The organism is Rheinheimera lutimaris (genome assembly GCF_013283795.1).
In the GTDB taxonomy this organism is placed as follows: domain Bacteria; phylum Pseudomonadota; class Gammaproteobacteria; order Enterobacterales; family Alteromonadaceae; genus Alishewanella; species Alishewanella lutimaris.
In genome coordinates this window covers 132,198-151,128 of the sequence record NZ_JABSOD010000002.1, presented here as the reverse complement: position 1 = coordinate 151,128, position 18,931 = coordinate 132,198, and the positions used below count along the sequence as shown (strand labels likewise).

Sequence of the window (18,931 nt, the reverse complement as noted above, 5' to 3'; positions counted from 1 at the left end):
GTATTTATATTGATTGCTCTGACCGTTGATGCCGCAAAAAATTCCGTTTTGACATCAACTGTTACAACCTGATGTTTTGCCATCAGCACACACTGTGCTTTACTTGTTGTCGATTCAGAACCAGAACAACAAGGAATTCTCATGTTTAAACCACGTTATATTGCGCTGCTTTGCGCGCTGGCCAGCGGCTCTGCCTTTGCCGCTGACGGCACCCGTTTGCTGCGTCAGCCGGATATTTCAGCAGATCATCTTACTTTTGTTTACGGCGGCGATATCTGGCTTAGCGATAAAGATGGCAAAAACCCGCGCCAACTTACCAGCCACGCGGCCAGCGAATTTGCCCCGAAATTCTCCCCCGACGGCAACTGGATTGCCTTCTCGGCGGCATATGATAACAATACCGACGTCTACGTTATGCCGGTTAGCGGCGGCGCGGCCAACAGGCTGACCTTTCACCCGGGTGCAGACACGGTAAACGGCTGGAGCCCGGATGGTAAAAGCGTCATTTTTGCCTCTAACCGCGAAATCGCCAACAGCCGCAGCAATCAGTTATATAAAATCAGTGTGACCGGTGGCTACCCGGATAAATTAATGCAAGCGGTGGCCTTTGAAGGTGATTTAAGCAGCGACGGTAAAAAACTGGCTTACCGCCCCAATAATATGGCCTATAGTGGTGCCAGTGGTTGGCGTTTACACCGTGGCGGCAGCACGCCGCCGGTATGGATCATCGACCTGGAAAAACAACAGCTGGAAAAAATCCCCCACCCGAACGCCAATGAATTTAACCCGTTTTGGCTCGGCGATACGGTGTATTTCCTATCCGACCGCGATAACAAAGCAGTAAACCTGTTCCGTTACGCCGATAAACAAGTCACACAGTTAACCAACAGCACCGATTGGGACCTGCGCAGCGCAGCCGGCCACGGCAACAGCATAGTGTACGAAGCCGGCGGCTATTTGCACCGCTTTGATGTGGCCAGCGGCCAAAGTACACCTGTGCGTGTCGACATTAACAGCCAATCGCCACAGCAACGGCCACAGTGGAAAGATGCCGGCAAAACACTGACAGCAGCACGCCTGTCGGCAACCGGCCAGCGGGTGGTGGTTAGTGCCCGCGGTGATATCTTTACCGTACCGGTAAAAGACGGCAGCACACGCAACCTGACACAAAGCAGCGGCGTGCGCGAATTTGACGGTCTGTGGAGCCCCGACGGCAGCAAAGTGGCCTATATTTCTGACGCCGGCAATAAGCACCAACTGGTGCTGGAAAGCCAGGATGGCTTAAGCACTGCTGAAACCTTTGCCTTATCAGACACAGGTTATTTTAATCTGCTGAGCTTTTCGCCCGATGGCAACCTTATTGCTTATCACGACAACCATTTAAATCTGTATGTGTTTAACCTTAAAACCAAACGCAGCCAAAAGCTGGATACGTCCGCGCGGCGCGATGGCTTTAAAGTGTCGTTCTCGCCCGACAGCCGGTATTTAGCCTACACCGTATCTGCGGCTAACTACTTCAGCCAAATTAAGTTATTTGACTTTAATACGAATAAAGCCAACCAAATTACCGATGGCCTGAGCCACGCTGACGACCCGGTGTTTACGCAGGACTATCTGTACTTTACCGCCTCGGTAAATACCGGCCCGTCGCAGGTAGGGCTGGATTTATCCACCCGCGAGCGGCCGGTGCGTAAAGCCATTTATGCTTATGTACTGGCCAGCGATGGCAAATCGCCGTTACTGCCGAAAACCGGTGATGAACCACTGAAAAAAGTTGACGAAAAAGCAGCGAAAAAAGATAAAGATGACGACAAGCCAGCAGTAAAAGCTGTGAAAATCGACCTTGCCTGGCTGCAAAACCGCATTATTGCGCTGCCACTTGCCGAGCGTAACTACGACAGTTTAAGTGTGGCCGATGATGGCGCACTGTTTTATGTTGAACGCACCCAGCCCGGCAGCAGTAACGAGCCACCGGCACAGCGTAGTGACAACGATGGCAGCTTATACCGCTTTGACTTTGAAGAGAGAAAAGCTGAATTGGTTAAAGACAGCCTGGCCGGTTACAACCTCAGCAACGACGGTAAAAAGCTGCTGCTGGTAAGTGCGCCTGACAGCCTGCAGGTAGGTGATGCCAAAGCCAAACCGGATGCCAAAGCCGTTAGCCTGGCCCAGGTACGCAGCTTTGTAGACCCGGCGCAGGAGTGGCAGCAAATCTTTAATGACGCCTGGCGGATGCAAAAAGAGTATTTTTACGATGCCAAAATGCACGGCATTGACTGGCAGGCTATTTACGACAAATACCAGCCCATGCTTAAGCACGTGCAGCGCCGTGAAGACTTAAACGACGTGTTGGTAGAGATGATTGCCGAGCTACAGGTCGGCCACAACCGCATTGGCGGTGGTGATGTGCACCAGGAAGGCAGCAGTAAGGTCGGTCTGTTAGGTGCCGATTTTACCATCAACAACGGCAAATACCAGTTTAAAACAGTGTATCAGGGCGACCGCTGGAGCCCGTTCTTAAAGGCGCCGTTAAACGTACCGGGTGCTGCTGCCAAAGCCGGTGACTACCTGCTGGCGGTAAACGGCCGCGAGCTTAGCGCCAACGATAACGTGTTTGCCTTGCTCGACAATACTCTGGGCAAACAAGTGGTGCTGAGTATTGCCGACAATGCCAAAGGCTTAAACCGGCGCAATATCACCATAGAGCCGGTAGCTAACGATAGTCAACTGCGCTTATGGCACTGGGTAGAGCAAAACCGCCAATTGGTGGCAGAAAAAACCGACGGCAAAGTGGCTTATGTGTATCTGCCTAATACTGCAGACGGTGGCTTTTACTTCTTTAACCGCATGTTCTTCGCGCAAACCGACAAGCCGGCCGTTATTCTGGACGAGCGCAAAAACGGCGGTGGTCAGGCGGCAAACTACATTACCGAAATTCTCGGCCGGCCGTTTTTATCCGGCTGGAAAGACCGTGATGGCTTAGTCTTTACCACCCCGGGCGGCGGTATTTACGGCCCGAAAACCATGCTTATTGATCAAGACGCCGGTTCAGGCGGTGACTTCCTGCCGTGGGCGTTCAAACGGTTGGAATTGGGTAAAACCATCGGCACCCGTACCTGGGGTGGCTTAATTGGTATTTCGGCTAACCCGAATATGATAGACGGTGGTTTCCACGTAGTGCCGTTTTTCCGCTTTTACACCCCGGATGGTGAATGGCGGGTAGAAAACGAAGGCGTAGCGCCGGATATCGAGGTAGAACTGGATCCGATAGCGGTGAATAAAGGCATTGATGTGCAGTTAGAGCGTGCCATAGCGCACACGCTGAATGAGCTGAAAGCCAACCCTCCACAAGATCACAGTAAAGCTCCGGCCATGCCGACTAAGCTGGGTTTATAATCTGCCGTAAGTAACGCAAAAACCGCTGCCCTGCAGCGGTTTTTTTTGGCAAGTATTCCGGATTCTCGTCACTAACATGCTTGAAGTTGCCACATACCAAAAGGATTGTTAAACAAAGAGTTTTCTCCGTAATTAATCGCTGGGTGTGCTTTAATCCGGTATACAGGAGAATCTGATTCTGCCGAGAAAGTCTGACCTTCTTTTATTTCAGGCGATTCGGACAATAAATAGTGCGTAAATACCCTCAATAGCTCAGTTGGATTTTCAGCTTCATTCCTTTCTACGATTGCGTCTGGTAAGCCGAAATTATGCATGCCGCAGGAATAAGTACTTTCTGAGGTTATGTAGACAACATATGACGAGTGGCTTTTGAACAGATAATTGTATTTACACTGCTCACGCCAATCTTCCGGAGGGTGCGCCAAGCCAGAACTTTCAACTTTAACTCCAAATCCGCCAGCATTAAGTAATGCATTTGCTGCATGCATTATTGAGTGTGCAGACTCAATTGAACCACCCTTGGATATCAGATAACAAACAGATTTATGGGCGGAAATCAGGCTCATTTCCGGACTATTTTTCCAATGAGCGCCTGCAGCCTCAAAAGCCGGCAACATTCTTTCATCCCGGCCTTCAAACTCCAATTCAAAACATTGTTTTGTTTCCAAATGCATCAAGACCCTACCTGCAAAGATATAACCACCACTATCTTTGACAATGCTCTCCACGAGTGCACTCCTGTCTGCCCATGGTCCGGGTACACACAAAACGATTTCAATTTCTATGTCTGACATGCTCATATCTCAATTCAAAAAATCAACGCTGTGCGAAAGCACACGAATTTGTGAACATCGCAAAGCCTCCCAAAGCCCCGAATGACGCACATTGCTAACTTTAGTTAGCGTTATCTAATAACTCGCTTAGCCAATACAAATCCAGAATGTCAGGCTCAATTTCATGGCGATGTCTATTATTATCAATAAAAATCAATTTGTTAGCGCCTACAACAAGATCCTCACCTTTATGAAGAACATAATCCGGATTCTTTTCAAGCGCGGTGGCATAAAACCAAGAGTTACCTTCTGTATCAACATTAAGCCATGAAGGATTGATTCCTCGGGGATATGAGACACCTAACAGTTCAGGAAACGCTGCTCCTGTTCTTACAAGGGCCTCAAAAACCATCCAAAGCTCGTCTCGTAACTCTAAGTATTTATCGTGGAATTTCATAACCTATATGACACTTATCTGTTGGTTCAAAAGATCTAAACACGTAAGTTGCAAAACTGATTTCAGTCTATTGTGATAGCTGCATGCATATCAAGCTTATATAGCTCACCGGGCCGCCCCCCGGTATTGCACTTTTTAGTATTTTAATCCTCGCTGAAGAATGCGGAGCTATATTTAACAAAACCACGTTTAACTGAGCCTTTAAAACCCTGTTTCTCAAAAAACATATGCGACTCTAAACGTTGTGAAGAGCTCAGCAGCATGATTTTGGAGCAGTGAGTTTTTAAGCAAAAACGTTCAATTTCTCTGAACATAGCAGCACCAATACCCAGTCCCCGGGCTGTACTGTCAACGATGACATTTTCTACCACAGCAAATGGCTGTTTGCGAAACATAACATCGGGACACAGTGAAAGCAGAGCACTGCCCACAACGTTGCCTTTGTGCTCACAAACATAAAGCATTGTTCGTTCATCAGTGGAAAGTGCAAGGAGCTGTTCTTGCTCCACCTCTACCGCCGGATTATTTACTAACTGGGCGTATAATTTTGCAATACTGTCAGCATCTTTAGGCTCAGCCTGGCGAACTATCATATAAAGCCTTGTAATAAACATGTACCTGTAATTACCGTCACAGCCGACGACAGCAAACCACTTGAATTTCTATGCTTGTATCTTAACCCTCCAGGGTGGATAAAGCCTGTTTTCACCTGCCCGGTAAAGCTTAATTTTATTTCCGGAAGGATCTCGCAGAATGGCTTCTTTCCACAAATAACGTTGCTCAGTTGGTTGTTGGTCGAATACAAAGCCTTTAGCTATTAACTCTTCGACAAGTGCATCCAGCCTTTGGCTTTCAAAGTACACTACCGCACCATTTTTAAATTCTCCCTGCTCCAACGCAAGCGAAAAAGTTGAACTACCAACCGGACAAGAGAATCTTGCATAGTGGGGTGTATCTACGATTTGAGTAAAACCCAGTTGAAGATAAAACGCTGTGGCTTCTGACATGCTTTTTACCGGAAGAGTTACCTGGTTAAGTTCCATCAAAACTCCTTTGCAGCCGCGGTTAAGCGGCTTTGCTTTGCATTATGTGCTGCTGCAGTGTCAGTGCCGCGTGTTGCAACTGCAAAAACAGCGTGCTGTCTTTTATCTGCTGGTATTGCTGGTCAAACACTTGCGGAAAATTCGCTACTGATAAGCTGCTTACCAGCTTTGCGCCCATATAGGGGGCGGCTTTTACCGCGGCTTGCAGCACACTTTGCGCGCCGCCGGCGCCGGGCGCGGCTGAGAGAAACAGTGCCGGCTTGTGCTGAAAAATATGCCGTTGGCTGCGTGAGGCCCAGTCATACAAGTTTTTAAACGCCGCCGTAAAAGTGCCGTTATGTTCGGCAAAAGACACTATCAGGCCGTCAGCTGCGGCTATCTGCTGCAAAAAAGCAGTTACCTTTGCCGGTGTACCAAGCTCAGCCTCACGCTGCCCGCTGTATATCGGCAGCTCGTAATCATCGATATTTAAACTTACCACCTGCGCCTGCGGCAGCAACCTGGCCACACTTAACGCCAGTTGCTGATTAATAGACTGCGGATTATTACTGGCGGCAAAAGCAAGAATTTTCATACTACCTCCTTACGCGCTTTGTCCTGGTTGAAATTACGCTCGGCCGGGATATCACTTAAATACTCAACAAACTCCACTTCAAACCCGGCCGGATCAACAAAATAGATATTTTTACGATAAGGATCGTCGGCGCCGGGTTTGGCAATGGCATAGCCGGCAGTATTAAGTCTAGCGATAACCGCCGCCAGGTTATTGGTCACATAGGCAAAGTGCGCCAGACCAACGCTGTGGCCGGCTAAATCGCGGTTGTCGCCCTCGCCGTGGTCGCTCAGTGCCAGATAATGATAATCGTCACCAAAGTGCAGCCATTTGCGTGGCTTGCCATACCATTCACCCCTACCCTCGTCGCGAATGCGCCAGTGCGGAAAAGCAGCGCCGTAAAAATGCAGCATGGCGTCGATATCAGCCACCACCAAATTAACGTGTTCTAAGTACATAGGTTGTCTCCTTGCATTAAGTCGACCGGCAGGTTAAAACCTTAACCTAAGTTAAGGTAAAGTGTTTTTTTGAAAAAAATGGCAGAAAAATGAAGGGGCTTGAGATGACTGATGCAACCTGGAGTGTCGGGCGCGTAGCAAAGCGCTGCGGCGTGAAGGTAAGTACACTGCACTTTTACGAGCAAAAGGGCCTGATTAAAAGTTGGCGTAATGACGGCAACCAGCGCCGCTACAAGCCGGAGGTGCTGCGGCGTATTTCGGTGATTAAAGCGGCGCAAAAGGTCGGCATTAGCCTGGAAGAAGTAAAACAAGCGTTTTTATCCCTGCCCGACAGCCGAACCCCTACCGTAGAAGACTGGCAACTGTTATCCGGCAACTGGCAAAAAATGCTCGATGCCCGCATAGCTTATCTGCAAAAACTGCGCGACTACCTCACCGGCTGTATTGGCTGCGGCTGTCTGAGCATGAGCAAATGCCCGCTGTATAACCCGGACGATGTGCTGGGCGCCGAAGGTACCGGGCCGGTTATTCTCGAACAGGCTGAGTAGCGACAGGCACAATCTAAAAAGTACATATGTTCACTGAAAAACCTGAAACAAGCAAATAATGACCAATAATTAACTTATTTATATTCAATTACATACTAGCAAGCAATACAGTCAAACAACAAACAAACTGGCCAAACCAGATATTTTAGTGTACAACTGTACGCTGAAATTAACTGAACGTGTGAAGCTGTAGTGAAGTCACTTTTTGCCCGCCTCTGGCGTAGTTTTTGTTTAATGCTGGGCAACCAGCCTTCTTTAACCTTATATTTTCTGCCACTGCTGCAGCGCTTTTGGCCGGGCTTTGTGCCGGGCCAATACCGGGCCCATTTAGTGGCGAAGCAGTGGCAAACGGCTGATATGCTGCAGCTGACTTTTCAGGTATCCGGCCGTTGGCCGGGCTTTGTGCCTGGCCAGCATCTGCTGTTAACCCTTTATCATAATGGCCGCTATATCAGCCGGCCGTTCAGCATTTGCTCAGCGCTTAGCCTGTGGCAAAGCCGGCAGCGCATTCAACTGTGCTGCAAAATCAACAGCCCGGGCGAATTTACCCCGCTGCTAAACCAGCTGCAAAACGGTGCTGTGGTAAATATCAGCCAGGCGCAGGGTGACTTTTACTGGCAACAACCTGCTGCGCCCTCGGTATTTGTCGCTGCCGGCTCCGGTATTACGCCCATTGCCGCTATGCTGTTAAGCCAGCGCCACTGGTTAGCGCCGGCAACCCTGCATTACCGGGTACGCGGCACAGAAAACGCTGCCTTACTCAAAGAGCTAAAGCAGTTGGCTGATAAGCAGCCGCTGTTTACCCTGCTGCTGTCGGATAGCCTTACTGAGCCTGCAGAAATGCTGCAACAACAACTTTGCGCCGATCTCAACAATAAACAGTTTTACCTCTGCGGCCCGCAAACATTTATGCAGCAGCTGCGCAATACGCTAAGCCGGCATGGCGTGCCGGCAGAGCATATTAAGCAAGAGCAATTTGGTTTAGCCCTGCCCGCGGCCACAACCGACTTAAGCAGCACCAACAATCTGCTGCTAAGCGCTAATTTTATCCGCGCCGGTATCAGCACAGCGGTAATGCTGAACAGCCAATACAGCCTGCTGCAAAGTGCCGAACAACATAATCTTGCGCCGCGATTTGGCTGCCGTATGGGCGTGTGTTTTCAATGTGTCTGCGACAAAGTGTCCGGCCAGGTGCGTGATATCCGTAGCGGTGCTTTAAGCGGCCATGGCGCCGAGCAAATTCAGCTGTGTGTCAGCCAACCGGTAACCGAATTAGTGATTAAGCTGTAACAGGATTATTGATGAAACTTTCCACTGAACAATTTAACGCACTTGAGCACGAGCTCGACAGCGTAAAACAGCAGGTGCAACAGCAACTGGGCGACGCCGATGCGCGTTATATCCGCCGCGTATTGCTGGTGCAACGTTTAAGCGCCCTGAGCGGGCGGGTATTAATGGTGCTGGGCTTTATTACCCCCTGGCTTTGGCTGGCAGGCGTATTGCTGCTGGCACTGGCAAAAATTCTCGACAATATGGAAATCGGCCACAATGTACTGCATGGTCAATACGACTGGATGAATGACCCGGTGCTGCATTCGAAACGCTACGAATGGGATATTGCTTGTGATGCCGGCTCCTGGCAGCGCACGCATAATTTTGAGCACCACACTTACACCAATATCATAGGTAAAGACCGCGACTTTGGTTACGGCCTGCTGCGTTTAAGTAACGATTTTCGCTGGCGGCTGCGTAACCTGTGGCAAGGCGGTACTTACTTGTTGCTAAGCATGTTATTCCAATGGGGCGTGTCGTATCACGAACTGGCCGCGCAGCGCGTTTTTGCCGGTAAAAAGAAGGCCGATCGCCACACTCAGGTTAGCGACAGTGAACTGAAAAAAGCATTCTTTGGCAAGGGTGCCCGCCAATTGGTTAAAGACTATGTATTTTTTCCGCTTATCGCCGGGCCAATGTGGTTGTGGGTACTGTGCGGTAACTTGCTGGCAAATTTAATCCGCAATTTGTGGACATCAACGGTGATATTTTGCGGCCACTTTACCAAAGAGGTGTATGCCTTTGATGCTAAAGAATGCGAGGGCGAAAGCCGTGGCCAGTGGTACTACCGGCAAATGCTGGGCTCGTCTAATTTTACCGGCCCAACCTGGCTGCATATTTTAACCGGCCATTTAAGCTGCCAGATAGAGCACCACCTGTATCCGGATATCCCGGCGCGGCACTACCCTGCAATGGCCAAACAGGTGCACGCCATCGCCGCTAAATACGGCATTCCATACAATACCGGCAGCTTTGTAAAACAATACAGCACGGTATTTGGCCGCATTATGCGTTATTCACTACCGGGTGGCGCAAAGGCCGTAAAAGCGCTGTAGTTCGCGTATCGGAAACCAGTTTACTCACGCTAACACGCCGTAAACCCATCCATGGGGGCTCGTCTCAGCCCGTCCGGGGCTTCAACGGTTAGCTTAGAGCAAATTGGTTCCCTCACAAGAGTCTGGCTAACACCAACAAGCAGTTACGGCTCAGTACGCTTATCGGTGCGGTCCAGAGCGCGGATAATATCGCGCCAGCTGATAATACCTTGCGGCCGGTTGTTGCTGTCTACCACCGGAATGCAAGATACCCCTTCGCTGTTAAACAGATGAATGGCATCCATTACCTTAGCCTGCGGTTGCAGCGTTACTGGCTTGCGCCGCATAACCTGGTGCACTTTTTTATTTAACGTCGCCAAATCCCGCGGCGTTTCAGCTGCAGTGCCGATATGCGGGCTAAGGGCTTTAAACAAATCGCGGTCAGATAATACGCCCAGTAAAATGCCGTTTTCCACCACCAGCACATGGTGAAACTTTACATGATCAAAAATCTGCTTTACCACCGCCAGGCTATCATCGGGCGATACACTTACCGGTTTCAGCGTCATTAACTGCGCGACATTCAGCATAAATCACCATTGGCTAAGCCATTGTATTACTTCACTGTTAATGGCATGACTATAGCGTTTTTTAACGCTATTGCCAGCGCTTTGGTCAGCACCATGATATTAGGGTTAGCAGACAGCATGTTGCTACTGTTGTAAAAAACGCTGCATTTGACAAACGCAGGAAGATAAGCAGCAGCATATAACATAAGCTATACTGCACCAGTAGTATGACTATTGGTGAGGAAAATACATTATGGCTGCTATCCGAAAAACAATTACCTTGACCGAACAGCAAGGCGAATGGGTAAAAACCCGTATTGCCGCCGGCGATTTCACCAATGACAGTGAATATTTCCGTGATTTAATCCGCCGCGATCAAGCGCGTAACGCGCAGCTGGATGCATTACGCGCAGCACTGATTGAAGGTGAGCAAAGCGGCGTAAGCCCACGTTCTGCTGATGATATTTTGCAATCTGCAAGAGAAAGGCTTAAAGCTGATGGCACGATACCGGCTTAGCCATAGCGCAGATCGGGATTTTTTCGACATCTATATCTATGGGGTGCAAAATTTCGGGCTTAAGCAAGCTGAAGCCTATGCTGCGGGTATGAAAGCACGTTTTCAGGACATTGCCGATACGCCCCATCTATATCAGGCTGTCGACAGCATCCGACCGGGGTATCGCCGCAGCGTGTTCGGCGCTCATGCCATTTATTACCGACAGGACAACGCAGACGTGCTGATCGTTCGTATTCTACGAGCCCAGAATTTACACACTGCACTGACGGAAGACATTAACTAGCAGGTTGCGGTTAGCTTCTGTGCTGTAATACCAAATACAGGCCACTGAGCATAATTACTGCCGCACCGGCCAGCGTGCTAAAAGCCGGGTACAGCTGCCACAGCACAATATCAAAGCCAATACCCCACAGCAGTGCCATATATTCAAACGGTGCCACCACAGCAGAGGGCGCCACTTTAAACGCCTGCGTAATGGCTATTTGGCCGCCAAAGCCGGTAACACCAATCAGCACAAAGCTGAGCCACAGCTCGCTGCGCAGTGGTTGCCAGTCTGGTAGTGCTAACACCCCAGCGCCCAGCGCCAGCAAGGTCATCAACCAAAACACCATATTGCCGGTGCCCTCGGTACGGCCCAAAATGCGCACCGTTATCGCCGATACCGCATAACAAAATGCTGCTAACAGCGCCATTAAGGCGCCAAAGCTAATCAGCTTGTCACCATCGGGTTTTAGCATAAACAGCACGCTGATAAGGCCGATAGCAATGGCGACCCAATGCCGCGGCGCGACATATTCTTTCAGCCAGAACGCCGACATGGCGGTAATTAACAGTGGTGCAGTAAAGAAAATGGTGTATGCCTCGGCCAGCGCAAGGCTTTGCAGGCTATAGACAAAAGCCCATAACATGATTACGCCAAGCACTGCCCTCAGAAAATGCAGGCTCCAGCGGGTTTTAAGTAAGCTTTTATGCCGGCCACTGCTGATAAGCCACAGCACCACCAAAGGCCAGGCTAAAGCGCCGCGTAAACAAGCAATTTGCATCGCGCTGTAATAAGGTGTTAGCGACTTCATCGCTGCGTCCATAGCCGCAAACAGCGCCACAGCCAAAATCATGCACAAAATACCGCGCAGCGGGTTATCGACGTTAGATAAAGCAGGAGCAGACATTAAACAAAACCAGCGAATTGGACAGGGCGCTATTGTAGCGCCCTGTGAGCGTAAAACGGCAGTAGCTCAACACAATTTTGCGCCACTGAGCAGGCAACAAGCGATGGGTTAAAACTGACACATATTCAGACCACCGATCAATCTGCCAATTGCCTTACTCTTTACTGCGCAGAAAAAACGCCACGATAACCGAGGTGAGTACGCCCATAATGGCGGCGCCGATAACGCTTTGCAGCATATAGTTATTTAAGCTGAAATACTCTGCGGCCCGCTCTGCGCTCATCATGCCTTGCGCGACGGCGTAAGCCTGCACATTCGCGAAATAATCCGGCGTAATAACGTTATGGGTCAGCCACTGCGCGCCGGGGCTTAGCAGCACCACCACTAAGGTGATAATAAGCCCCGCTTGCATGCCCTGCTTCCAGCTCATACTGCCGTTGTAATCACCCGACTTTTTCTGCCTGAGCGCCAATACGTAAACCAGTATTGCCGGTATGGCGAATAAATTAGTGTAGGTAGCATGCTCTGCAATATACCGGCCGTGCAGGCCAACCAACTGCTCGGCCCACATCCACAGCAACATCACAGCGGTGAAAATAACGCCCCAGCGTATTTCTGTCAGATATTTTTGCATAACTTATTGTTCTTGATAGCTTAGACACGGCAAAACTATAGCGCTTTTACATCGCTTTACCAGCCGTTTGCGCTGAGATACCTATACTTAATCTCTGCAGCAGATAAAGGTAGCCCCCATGCAACAGCAAATTCTCGATACCGCACTGCAACTGGCAAGCAAAACCGGTTGGGAGCAATTAACCTTACAACAGCTGGCCGCTGCCATGCAGATCAGCCTGGCGGATATTTACTGCCATTTTCGCACCAAAGATGAGTTAGTTGACGCCTGGTTTGACCGTGCTGATATGGCGCTGCTTAGCGCGCAAATAAGTAAAGAGCTACCCGCTGCGACGCGGCTACAGCAGGCAATACAACACTGGCTGGCAGCGCTTGCTCCCTACCATAAGCTTAGCAGCCAGATGCTGCTGTATAAGCTGGAGCCTGGCCATATTCATTTACAGTTTGGCGGTATTTTGCGCATTAGCCGCACCGTGCAGTGGCTGCGTGAAGCAGCCGGTTTAACGGCCAGTGGCGTGGCACGTATTGGCCAGGAGCTGGCGCTCAGCAGCCTGTTTGTTGTGGTATTTGTTTACTGGCTGAAAGACCGGTCGCCTGCGCAGCAGCGCAGCCTCAGATTACTGCAGCGCAAATTACAGTGCGCCGATATCTTTGGCCTGTGGCGCTGATGGCGGTGCTAGCCGTCACGTAATTGCTGATGCAGCGCGGTTAATATTTTAATATCTTCGCTGTAAGCCATAGCATGTTCAGCACGGGCCAGCGCAGCTGCAGAATGGCGCAGCGCATGCGGGCGAAATTCGCCGCTAAGCTCAGCCAGCGCCAGCAGGTTTTTTTGTAACCGGATTTGTACTTCCAGCATAGCCGCACTATCACGTGCTATCGGGGTGTAAAAGTCGTCAAACAATTCTGCCAGCGGTAAAGACAATACCAATACCTGCGGGTACTTCACCTCTGCCTGCTCAGCTGCAGTGGGTTGCCAGTTAGTTAATACCCGCATGCCGCGACCAAGAATCTCAATAGCAGTGCCGGGATCGTTAATCGCCGGCGACAGTGCCTTAGAGGCAATTTCGGCCAATACCAACAAGCCAAAGCGCGGGTCCTGGTCAAAAGTGCGGTAATCGCGGATACAAAATGCTTCGGTCAACGTGTCGCTGCTGCCATCCGGTGCCGGGTGCAACCACAACAGTGGCCGGCGGGGCTCAATAAACACACCGGGCCGCACGCTGATATAGGCACAGCAGTTATTGGCCGCTGCCCACTGGTTAATAGCCTTAATATCAATATGTTGCAGATAGCCAATGGTATTGGTTAACAACGGTTTTGCTTGCGGCGGGATATCATCATAATCTTGCAGCGGCCGCGCATCCAACCAGGGGTGAGCATTGTGCCGTGTTAAGGCAGCGTAGGCTTCATCTTCTACTTTATTCGCAGTTTCGCCGACGCGGCCCAGCCCGGACAGGTGATTTATCCATACCAGTATCATTACCACTATTAACGCCACTACCAAAATAGTGGTAAGAAACAACACCACTTCGCCGCGCTTGTTATACAGTTCGGTGTTTAACAAAATAATGCTGACGATACTGAATAAAAACGAGCCGACAAAGGTTGCCAGCGCATTTTGCGTAGTGCTGTCTTCCATTAATAAACGCGTGGCGCGCGGTGACACATTGTTGGTTGAAGCGCTGTATGCCGCCACCATGACACTAAGCGAAAAAGTGGTAACGGTAAGCATGCTGGAGGCAAGAATGGTAAGGATTTTCTCTGCCGCACCGGCACCGATAATATCGGCTAAGGCATCGGGGATCACGCCCTGCAGCATTACTGCCAGCACAGCCGAAAACAACGCTAACACAGCAAAAGCCACAGTGCGCAGCCATAACTTACGGCTTAGCTGCAGCAACTGCCAGCCCCATTTAGATACCATAGTCGCGTCCTTTATCTTAATTAAACTCCGCCCCGACCACAGCACTGTTACTGCTGTACAGATGCATCACGCACGGCGCGGAACTCCTTACCCTGATACCAGTTTGGCCAACTGTCGCTGTTAGCCAACTCATGCCCTACCTGGTAGTACAGATGTAAATCCTGCTGCGCACCGCGCAAGTCCCAGCCGGGGTCAAACTCGTCATTTACTTTGTGGTAGTAGTCGCGTACATAAATGCGTCGCTGCTCCAGGCCCCAGTCTTTACCGTGAATAAAGCTGTCTACCCCGCCACGGGCATACAGCATAGGTACGCCTTTTTTCGCCAGATTAAAATGATCTGAGCGGTAGTAAAAACCATCCTGTGGTGTCGGCTCCGGTGCGGTATAACGGTTTTGCGCTTTGGCATACTTCTCCAGTATCGGCTCGAGCTCTGAGCTGCCATAGCCAAACACCATCACATCACGCATTGGGCCGTACACGTTAATCACGTCCATATTAATACCGGCCACGGTTTTGTTTAATGCAAATAACGGGTTATTCGCATACCACGCCGAGCCCAACAGGCCACGTTCTTCTACCGTTACCGCTAAAAAGGCCACTGAGCGTTTCGGCGCCGGGCCGGCTTTAAACTGTTCAGCCAGAGCCAGTAAAGCAGCAACGCCGCCGGCATTGTCCTGGGCTCCGTTAAAGACTTTGTCGTCCGGACGGCTGAAGTCCAGGCCGAAATGATCCCAATGCGCCATATAAATAATGGCTTCGTCGGGCTTTTCGCTGCCTTGGATATAACCAATAACATTGCTGGAGTTAAGCTCACGCAAATTATTGCTAATGCTTAAACTGGCTTTAGCGTTAAGTGGTACCGGCTTAAAATCTTTGCTGAGAGCCTGCTCACGCAGCTGTTTTAACGAGGTGCCATTGGCAGCAAACAGCTTTTCTGCCGCATCCAGCGACAACCAACCTTCCACTTCAGTTTTATGCAGGTTTTTGTTGTCGTTAGCCAACTCAAACCGAATGGGCGAAGTGCCTGCCACTACATTCCAGCCATAGCTGGCAGCGTCGGTTTCGTGCACTATCAGCGCCATAGCGGCGCCCTGGCGAGCGGCTTCTTCGTATTTGTACGTCCAGCGGCCGTAGTATGTCATGGCGTTGCCGGTAAACAGCTGTGGGTCTTGCGTGGCATAACCCGGGTCGTTTACCAGTATTACCACGGTTTTGCCTGTTACATCTAACCCGGCGTAGTCATTCCAGTTATATTCCGGTGCCACTATGCCATAGCCAACAAACACCACGTCGCTGTCGGCGACATCAATTTGCCCCAGCATACGGGTAGACCAGGCCATCATATCGGTTTTATAGGTCAGTGTAGTGTTGGCGCCGCTGTTATCAGTTAGGGTTAATGCCGATACTTTAACCGGATCTATCTGCACCACCGGTACGCTCTGGCGATAACTGTCACCGCTGTAGGGCGTTAAACCAATGCGGGCGAACTGTTGTTCCAGATACTGTACGGTGTTTTCTTCACCTTTAGTTGCCGGAGCCCGGCCTTGCATATCATCTGAGGCAATTGTCTCAAAGTAGCCGGCAAAATTAGCGTTAAAACCGGTTTGTAACAACGCTTGCTCTTGCGCTGAGGGTGGCGGCGTATTCTGTTTTGAACACGACGCCACTAACAAGCTGGCGCCAACCGCGGCGACCAGCAAAGGGCTGAACTGAAGTGTCATCAGGCTTCCTTAAATACAGCTGAGATAAACACTTACCTTAGCCTATTGACGCCGCAGACACGACAGCATTGAGACAGATAGCCTGGATCAAGGCTTGATTTTGTAGATCACATTCACCGATTTTTGCAGCGTAATATGTCGTGGCAACACCAGGTTACCGCTGCTGTCGGCCATTTCGGCACTTTTACGCAGTGCGCCATAGCTTACAGCAGCGCCGCTAAAGCCAAAATCACCGGCTAAACTGCCCCAGCCTGCGGTTTCGCTGATGGCAAACACACTGCTGATTTTTACACCCTGAGCAGCAGCCAGATGATTAGCACGGCGGCGGGCATCGGCACCGGCCTGCTCGCTTAGCTTAAGCTCGTGCTGTTCGCGTTGGCTGCTGTCGAAACTGCCCTGAATAGAAAAAATCTGCGGCTGCTTAAACAGATAATCCATCACCGCCACGTAGTTACCCAGCTGCTCCAGCGTTACGCTGATGGGTTGGCTGGCTTCATAGCCGGTAATGGTTCTGTCGTTGTAGTCTTTGTACAGTGCTTCTTTATTCACCTGGGCGGCGTCAATGTTGGCTTCAGTCACACCCTGCGTCGCCAGAAATTGCATTAGATCACGCCCCTGTTTGTACACCGCCTCTGTGGCCGCATCCGCTTTGGCCGCGGTGTGGCGGATAACAAACTGAATACGGGCTTTGTCCGGTGCAACATCCAGTTTGGCTTCACCGGTAACAGTAATAAACGGGAAATCCGGCAGCGGGCTGGCCTGGGCAATGCCGCTAAAGGTTAACAGCACAGCAGTAGTAAGTGTGGTTAGTTTCATATAAACCTCGTGTTGTGTTTAATAAGCATTACAGCAAAGCTTAGCGCGTTAAGTTGTTACTATTTGTAGAGTTGTATTTAGCCGGAGTTTGCCTTTACACTCAGCCATCTGTTGATTTTAAGGAACCACCATGTCTGTACGTTTGCTTACCCTGGGTGCTGCGCTGCTGTGCAGCACTAATGTTTTGGCTGCAACCGATGCTTACAGCTATGCCAATTTTGATGCGGTAACAGTAAAGCACCTGCACCTGGACTTAGCGGTTAACTTTGAGCAAAAAGCCTTAACCGGCTTTGCCGATTTGCAGCTTAACTGGCTAAACAACACAGATAACACTGTGTATCTGGACACCCGCGATCTGGTTATAGACCGCATTTACGCCAAAAGGGCCGACGGCAACTGGCAAAAAGTGCCCTTTACCTTAGCTGAGCGCGATGCCGTGCTGGGCAGTAAACTCACGGTAAGCCCGGCGTTTCAGGCGCAAACACTGCGTATTTACTACAGCTCTACCGACAAAGCCTCCGGCCTGCAGTGGTTAACGCCCGAACAAACCGCCGGTAAAACCACGCCCTTTATGTTTAGCCAAAACCAGGCTATTCATGCCCGCAGCTGGATCCCGATTCAGGATACCCCGGCCGTACGCATGACCTACAGCGCGCGCATTCAAAGCCGCGATGATGTTCTGGCTATTATGAGCGCCAATAATGAACCTGGCATGAGCCGCGACGGCGATTACCAATTTGTGATGCCACAGGCTATTCCGGCCTATTTAATTGCCATCGCAGCCGGCGATTTACAGTTTAAAGCCATGAGTGAGCAAACCGGTGTCTATGCCGAGCCTTATATTCTTAATGCCTCGGCGGAAGAATTTGCCAGCACTCAGGCGATGATTGACGCCACTGAACAGCTGTACGGCGACTACCGCTGGGGCCGTTATGATTTACTGATGTTGCCGCCCAGTTTCCCGTTTGGTGGTATGGAAAACCCGGTGCTGAGCTTTATTACCCCCACCGTAGTGGCGGGTGACGGCAGCCTTGTAAGCTTAATTGCCCATGAGCTGGCACACTCCTGGTCAGGCAACCTGGTCACCAACGCCAGCTGGCGCGATCTATGGCTGAATGAAGGTTTTACCTCCTATGTCGAAAACCGCATTATGGAGCAGGTATTCGGCGTTGACCGTGCCGTGATGGAACAAGCTTTATCGGTGCAGGGCTTAAAAGATGAACTGACTGAATTACCGGCCAACGACAGCATTTTACATATCGACTTACACGGCCGTGATCCGGACGACGCTTTCAGCGGCGTGCCCTACACCAAGGGCCAGCTGTTTTTAATGTTTCTGGAGCAAAAATTCGGCCGCGATAAGTTTGACCCGTTCGTACGGCAATACTTTGATGACCATGCCTTTCAAAGCATTGATACCGAAAGCTTTGTTAAGTACTTAACGGCCAACTTATTGCAAAAGTACCCCGGGGTTGTGTCATTGGATGAAGCGAAAACCTGGATTTATCAGCCGGGCTTACCGGCCACTGCGCCGGATCCGCAATCCGACGCGTTTAACCAGGTACAGCAACATGCCAACAACTGGCTGGCCGGTAACAGCGACCTCAGCGCCCTGCCTACCGACAGCTGGACAGTGCACGAATGGCTGTATTTTATTAATAACCTGCCGCTTTCTATCACGCCGGAGCAACTGGCTGAACTGGACAGCAGCTTTAATTTAACCCTGTCAACCAACAGCGAAATTGCCCACGCCTGGTATTTGCTGGCACTGAAAACCGGTTATCAGGATATTGCCGCGCCATTAGAGCAATATCTGGTTAATATCGGCCGGCGCAAGCTGATTATTCCGTTGTATAAACAACTGGCCAGCACGCCTGAGGGTCTGGCGTTTGCCCGTGCGGTGTATGAAAAAGCCCGCCCCGGTTATCACCCGCTGGCGCAGGGTACAGTAGATGAGCTGTTAAAGTAATTTAACCCGGCCTGAT

20 protein-coding genes are annotated in these 18,931 nt (G+C 50.4%); 8 read left to right on the top strand and 12 right to left on the bottom strand.

Annotation, left to right across the window (positions count from 1 at the left end):
• The first annotated feature begins 141 nt into the window (after positions 1 to 141).
• Positions 142 to 3,396, top strand: a complete 3,255-nt coding sequence (locus HRH59_RS02335) for a S41 family peptidase (RefSeq protein ID WP_173499661.1) — start codon at positions 142 to 144, stop codon at positions 3,394 to 3,396.
• Positions 3,397 to 3,467: 71 nt separating this feature from the next.
• Here the strand turns inward: HRH59_RS02335 and HRH59_RS02330 are convergent, their stop codons facing one another.
• The 6 genes from HRH59_RS02330 to HRH59_RS02305 all read right to left on the bottom strand — a co-directional run bounded on the left by HRH59_RS02330 (position 3,468) and on the right by HRH59_RS02305 (position 6,680).
• Positions 3,468 to 4,190, bottom strand: a complete 723-nt coding sequence (locus HRH59_RS02330) for a DUF4261 domain-containing protein (RefSeq protein WP_173499660.1) — start codon at positions 4,188 to 4,190, stop codon at positions 3,468 to 3,470.
• Between the two features lie 100 nt (positions 4,191 to 4,290).
• A complete protein-coding gene (locus HRH59_RS02325) occupies positions 4,291 to 4,626 on the bottom strand; it encodes a hypothetical protein (protein ID WP_173499659.1) in 336 nt (111 codons plus the stop codon).
• A gap of 143 nt (positions 4,627 to 4,769) precedes the next feature.
• On the bottom strand, positions 4,770 to 5,219 hold the full coding sequence (locus HRH59_RS02320; RefSeq protein WP_173499658.1) for a GNAT family N-acetyltransferase: 450 nt from the start codon (positions 5,217 to 5,219) through the stop codon (positions 4,770 to 4,772).
• Positions 5,220 to 5,288: 69 nt separating this feature from the next.
• Positions 5,289 to 5,669, bottom strand: a complete 381-nt coding sequence (locus tag HRH59_RS02315) for a VOC family protein (RefSeq protein WP_173499657.1) — start codon at positions 5,667 to 5,669, stop codon at positions 5,289 to 5,291.
• A 22-nt stretch (positions 5,670 to 5,691) separates the two neighbouring features.
• Positions 5,692 to 6,243 carry an NADPH-dependent FMN reductase gene (locus tag HRH59_RS02310; protein ID WP_173499656.1) on the bottom strand — a complete coding sequence of 184 codons (552 nt, stop codon included), beginning with the start codon at positions 6,241 to 6,243 and terminating at the stop codon, positions 5,692 to 5,694.
• Positions 6,240 to 6,680 carry a VOC family protein gene (locus HRH59_RS02305; RefSeq protein ID WP_173499655.1) on the bottom strand — a complete coding sequence of 147 codons (441 nt, stop codon included), beginning with the start codon at positions 6,678 to 6,680 and terminating at the stop codon, positions 6,240 to 6,242. Before HRH59_RS02305 ends, HRH59_RS02310 begins: the two co-directional genes overlap by 4 nt.
• Before the next feature lie 104 nt (positions 6,681 to 6,784).
• Between HRH59_RS02305 and soxR the strand changes: the two genes are divergently transcribed.
• The 3 genes from soxR (at position 6,785) to HRH59_RS02290 (ending at position 9,615) form a co-directional block, all read left to right on the top strand.
• Positions 6,785 to 7,228 carry a redox-sensitive transcriptional activator SoxR gene (gene soxR, locus HRH59_RS02300; RefSeq protein ID WP_173499654.1) on the top strand — a complete coding sequence of 148 codons (444 nt, stop codon included), beginning with the start codon at positions 6,785 to 6,787 and terminating at the stop codon, positions 7,226 to 7,228.
• A 192-nt stretch (positions 7,229 to 7,420) separates the two neighbouring features.
• Entirely contained in the window at positions 7,421 to 8,518 is a 1,098-nt protein-coding gene (locus HRH59_RS02295) for a flavin reductase family protein (protein WP_173499653.1), read from the top strand.
• Between the two features lie 11 nt (positions 8,519 to 8,529).
• Positions 8,530 to 9,615, top strand: a complete 1,086-nt coding sequence (locus tag HRH59_RS02290) for a fatty acid desaturase family protein (protein ID WP_173499652.1) — start codon at positions 8,530 to 8,532, stop codon at positions 9,613 to 9,615.
• A 143-nt stretch (positions 9,616 to 9,758) separates the two neighbouring features.
• Here HRH59_RS02290 and HRH59_RS02285 read toward each other — a convergent pair whose 3' ends face one another.
• Complete coding sequence (locus HRH59_RS02285) at positions 9,759 to 10,184, bottom strand: CBS domain-containing protein (RefSeq protein ID WP_173499651.1); 426 nt, start codon at positions 10,182 to 10,184, stop codon at positions 9,759 to 9,761.
• Between the two features lie 232 nt (positions 10,185 to 10,416).
• Between HRH59_RS02285 and HRH59_RS02280 the strand changes: the two genes are divergently transcribed.
• Together HRH59_RS02280 and HRH59_RS02275 are read left to right on the top strand one after the other, a co-directional pair.
• Complete coding sequence (locus tag HRH59_RS02280; protein WP_173499650.1) at positions 10,417 to 10,680, top strand: type II toxin-antitoxin system ParD family antitoxin; 264 nt, start codon at positions 10,417 to 10,419, stop codon at positions 10,678 to 10,680.
• Positions 10,661 to 10,963: a type II toxin-antitoxin system RelE/ParE family toxin gene (locus HRH59_RS02275; protein WP_173499649.1), complete on the top strand. Its 303-nt coding sequence runs from the start codon at positions 10,661 to 10,663 to the stop codon at positions 10,961 to 10,963. Before HRH59_RS02280 ends, HRH59_RS02275 begins: the two co-directional genes overlap by 20 nt.
• A gap of 10 nt (positions 10,964 to 10,973) precedes the next feature.
• Here HRH59_RS02275 and HRH59_RS02270 read toward each other — a convergent pair whose 3' ends face one another.
• Together HRH59_RS02270 and HRH59_RS02265 are read right to left on the bottom strand one after the other, a co-directional pair.
• A complete protein-coding gene (locus HRH59_RS02270; RefSeq protein WP_173499648.1) occupies positions 10,974 to 11,849 on the bottom strand; it encodes a DMT family transporter in 876 nt (291 codons plus the stop codon).
• Between the two features lie 154 nt (positions 11,850 to 12,003).
• Positions 12,004 to 12,483, bottom strand: coding sequence for a DUF4199 domain-containing protein (locus tag HRH59_RS02265; protein WP_173499647.1), 480 nt, complete (start codon positions 12,481 to 12,483; stop codon positions 12,004 to 12,006).
• Between the two features lie 118 nt (positions 12,484 to 12,601).
• Between HRH59_RS02265 and HRH59_RS02260 the strand changes: the two genes are divergently transcribed.
• Positions 12,602 to 13,150, top strand: a complete 549-nt coding sequence (locus HRH59_RS02260) for a TetR/AcrR family transcriptional regulator (RefSeq protein WP_173499646.1) — start codon at positions 12,602 to 12,604, stop codon at positions 13,148 to 13,150.
• Between the two features lie 8 nt (positions 13,151 to 13,158).
• On the opposite strand, the gene HRH59_RS02255 is transcribed toward HRH59_RS02260, so the two are convergent.
• From HRH59_RS02255 to HRH59_RS02245, 3 genes are all read right to left on the bottom strand, one after another.
• Positions 13,159 to 14,409 carry a DUF2254 domain-containing protein gene (locus tag HRH59_RS02255; protein WP_173499645.1) on the bottom strand — a complete coding sequence of 417 codons (1,251 nt, stop codon included), beginning with the start codon at positions 14,407 to 14,409 and terminating at the stop codon, positions 13,159 to 13,161.
• Between the two features lie 47 nt (positions 14,410 to 14,456).
• The gene (locus HRH59_RS02250; RefSeq protein WP_173499644.1) at positions 14,457 to 16,130 is read right to left on the bottom strand and encodes a M28 family metallopeptidase; all 1,674 of its coding nucleotides are present in this window, start codon (positions 16,128 to 16,130) and stop codon (positions 14,457 to 14,459) included.
• Positions 16,131 to 16,217: 87 nt separating this feature from the next.
• The gene (locus tag HRH59_RS02245; protein ID WP_173499643.1) at positions 16,218 to 16,946 is read right to left on the bottom strand and encodes an SIMPL domain-containing protein; all 729 of its coding nucleotides are present in this window, start codon (positions 16,944 to 16,946) and stop codon (positions 16,218 to 16,220) included.
• A gap of 130 nt (positions 16,947 to 17,076) precedes the next feature.
• Here HRH59_RS02245 and HRH59_RS02240 point away from each other — a divergent pair, with 130 nt between their 5' ends.
• Complete coding sequence (locus HRH59_RS02240; RefSeq protein WP_173499642.1) at positions 17,077 to 18,915, top strand: M1 family metallopeptidase; 1,839 nt, start codon at positions 17,077 to 17,079, stop codon at positions 18,913 to 18,915.
• Positions 18,916 to 18,931 lie beyond the last annotated feature (16 nt).

Excerpts from the sequence above, each read along its gene's own strand:
- soxR (WP_173499654.1), top strand. The coding sequence starts at position 6,785 with ATGACTGATGCAACCTGGAGTGTCGGGCGCGTAGCAAAGCGCTGCGGC.
- HRH59_RS02260 (WP_173499646.1), top strand. The coding sequence starts at position 12,602 with ATGCAACAGCAAATTCTCGATACCGCACTGCAACTGGCAAGCAAAACC.
- HRH59_RS02285 (WP_173499651.1), bottom strand. The coding sequence starts at position 10,184 with ATGCTGAATGTCGCGCAGTTAATGACGCTGAAACCGGTAAGTGTATCG.
- HRH59_RS02255 (WP_173499645.1), bottom strand. The coding sequence starts at position 14,409 with ATGGTATCTAAATGGGGCTGGCAGTTGCTGCAGCTAAGCCGTAAGTTA.
- HRH59_RS02330 (WP_173499660.1), bottom strand. The coding sequence starts at position 4,190 with ATGTCAGACATAGAAATTGAAATCGTTTTGTGTGTACCCGGACCATGG.
- HRH59_RS02250 (WP_173499644.1), bottom strand. The coding sequence starts at position 16,130 with ATGACACTTCAGTTCAGCCCTTTGCTGGTCGCCGCGGTTGGCGCCAGC.
- HRH59_RS02320 (WP_173499658.1), bottom strand. The coding sequence starts at position 5,219 with ATGATAGTTCGCCAGGCTGAGCCTAAAGATGCTGACAGTATTGCAAAA.
- HRH59_RS02240 (WP_173499642.1), top strand. The coding sequence starts at position 17,077 with ATGTCTGTACGTTTGCTTACCCTGGGTGCTGCGCTGCTGTGCAGCACT.
- HRH59_RS02290 (WP_173499652.1), top strand. The coding sequence starts at position 8,530 with ATGAAACTTTCCACTGAACAATTTAACGCACTTGAGCACGAGCTCGAC.
- HRH59_RS02315 (WP_173499657.1), bottom strand. The coding sequence starts at position 5,669 with ATGGAACTTAACCAGGTAACTCTTCCGGTAAAAAGCATGTCAGAAGCC.
- HRH59_RS02280 (WP_173499650.1), top strand. The coding sequence starts at position 10,417 with ATGGCTGCTATCCGAAAAACAATTACCTTGACCGAACAGCAAGGCGAA.
- HRH59_RS02325 (WP_173499659.1), bottom strand. The coding sequence starts at position 4,626 with ATGAAATTCCACGATAAATACTTAGAGTTACGAGACGAGCTTTGGATG.
- HRH59_RS02305 (WP_173499655.1), bottom strand. The coding sequence starts at position 6,680 with ATGTACTTAGAACACGTTAATTTGGTGGTGGCTGATATCGACGCCATG.
- HRH59_RS02310 (WP_173499656.1), bottom strand. The coding sequence starts at position 6,243 with ATGAAAATTCTTGCTTTTGCCGCCAGTAATAATCCGCAGTCTATTAAT.
- HRH59_RS02335 (WP_173499661.1), top strand. The coding sequence starts at position 142 with ATGTTTAAACCACGTTATATTGCGCTGCTTTGCGCGCTGGCCAGCGGC.
- HRH59_RS02275 (WP_173499649.1), top strand. The coding sequence starts at position 10,661 with ATGGCACGATACCGGCTTAGCCATAGCGCAGATCGGGATTTTTTCGAC.
- HRH59_RS02245 (WP_173499643.1), bottom strand. The coding sequence starts at position 16,946 with ATGAAACTAACCACACTTACTACTGCTGTGCTGTTAACCTTTAGCGGC.
- HRH59_RS02270 (WP_173499648.1), bottom strand. The coding sequence starts at position 11,849 with ATGTCTGCTCCTGCTTTATCTAACGTCGATAACCCGCTGCGCGGTATT.
- HRH59_RS02265 (WP_173499647.1), bottom strand. The coding sequence starts at position 12,483 with ATGCAAAAATATCTGACAGAAATACGCTGGGGCGTTATTTTCACCGCT.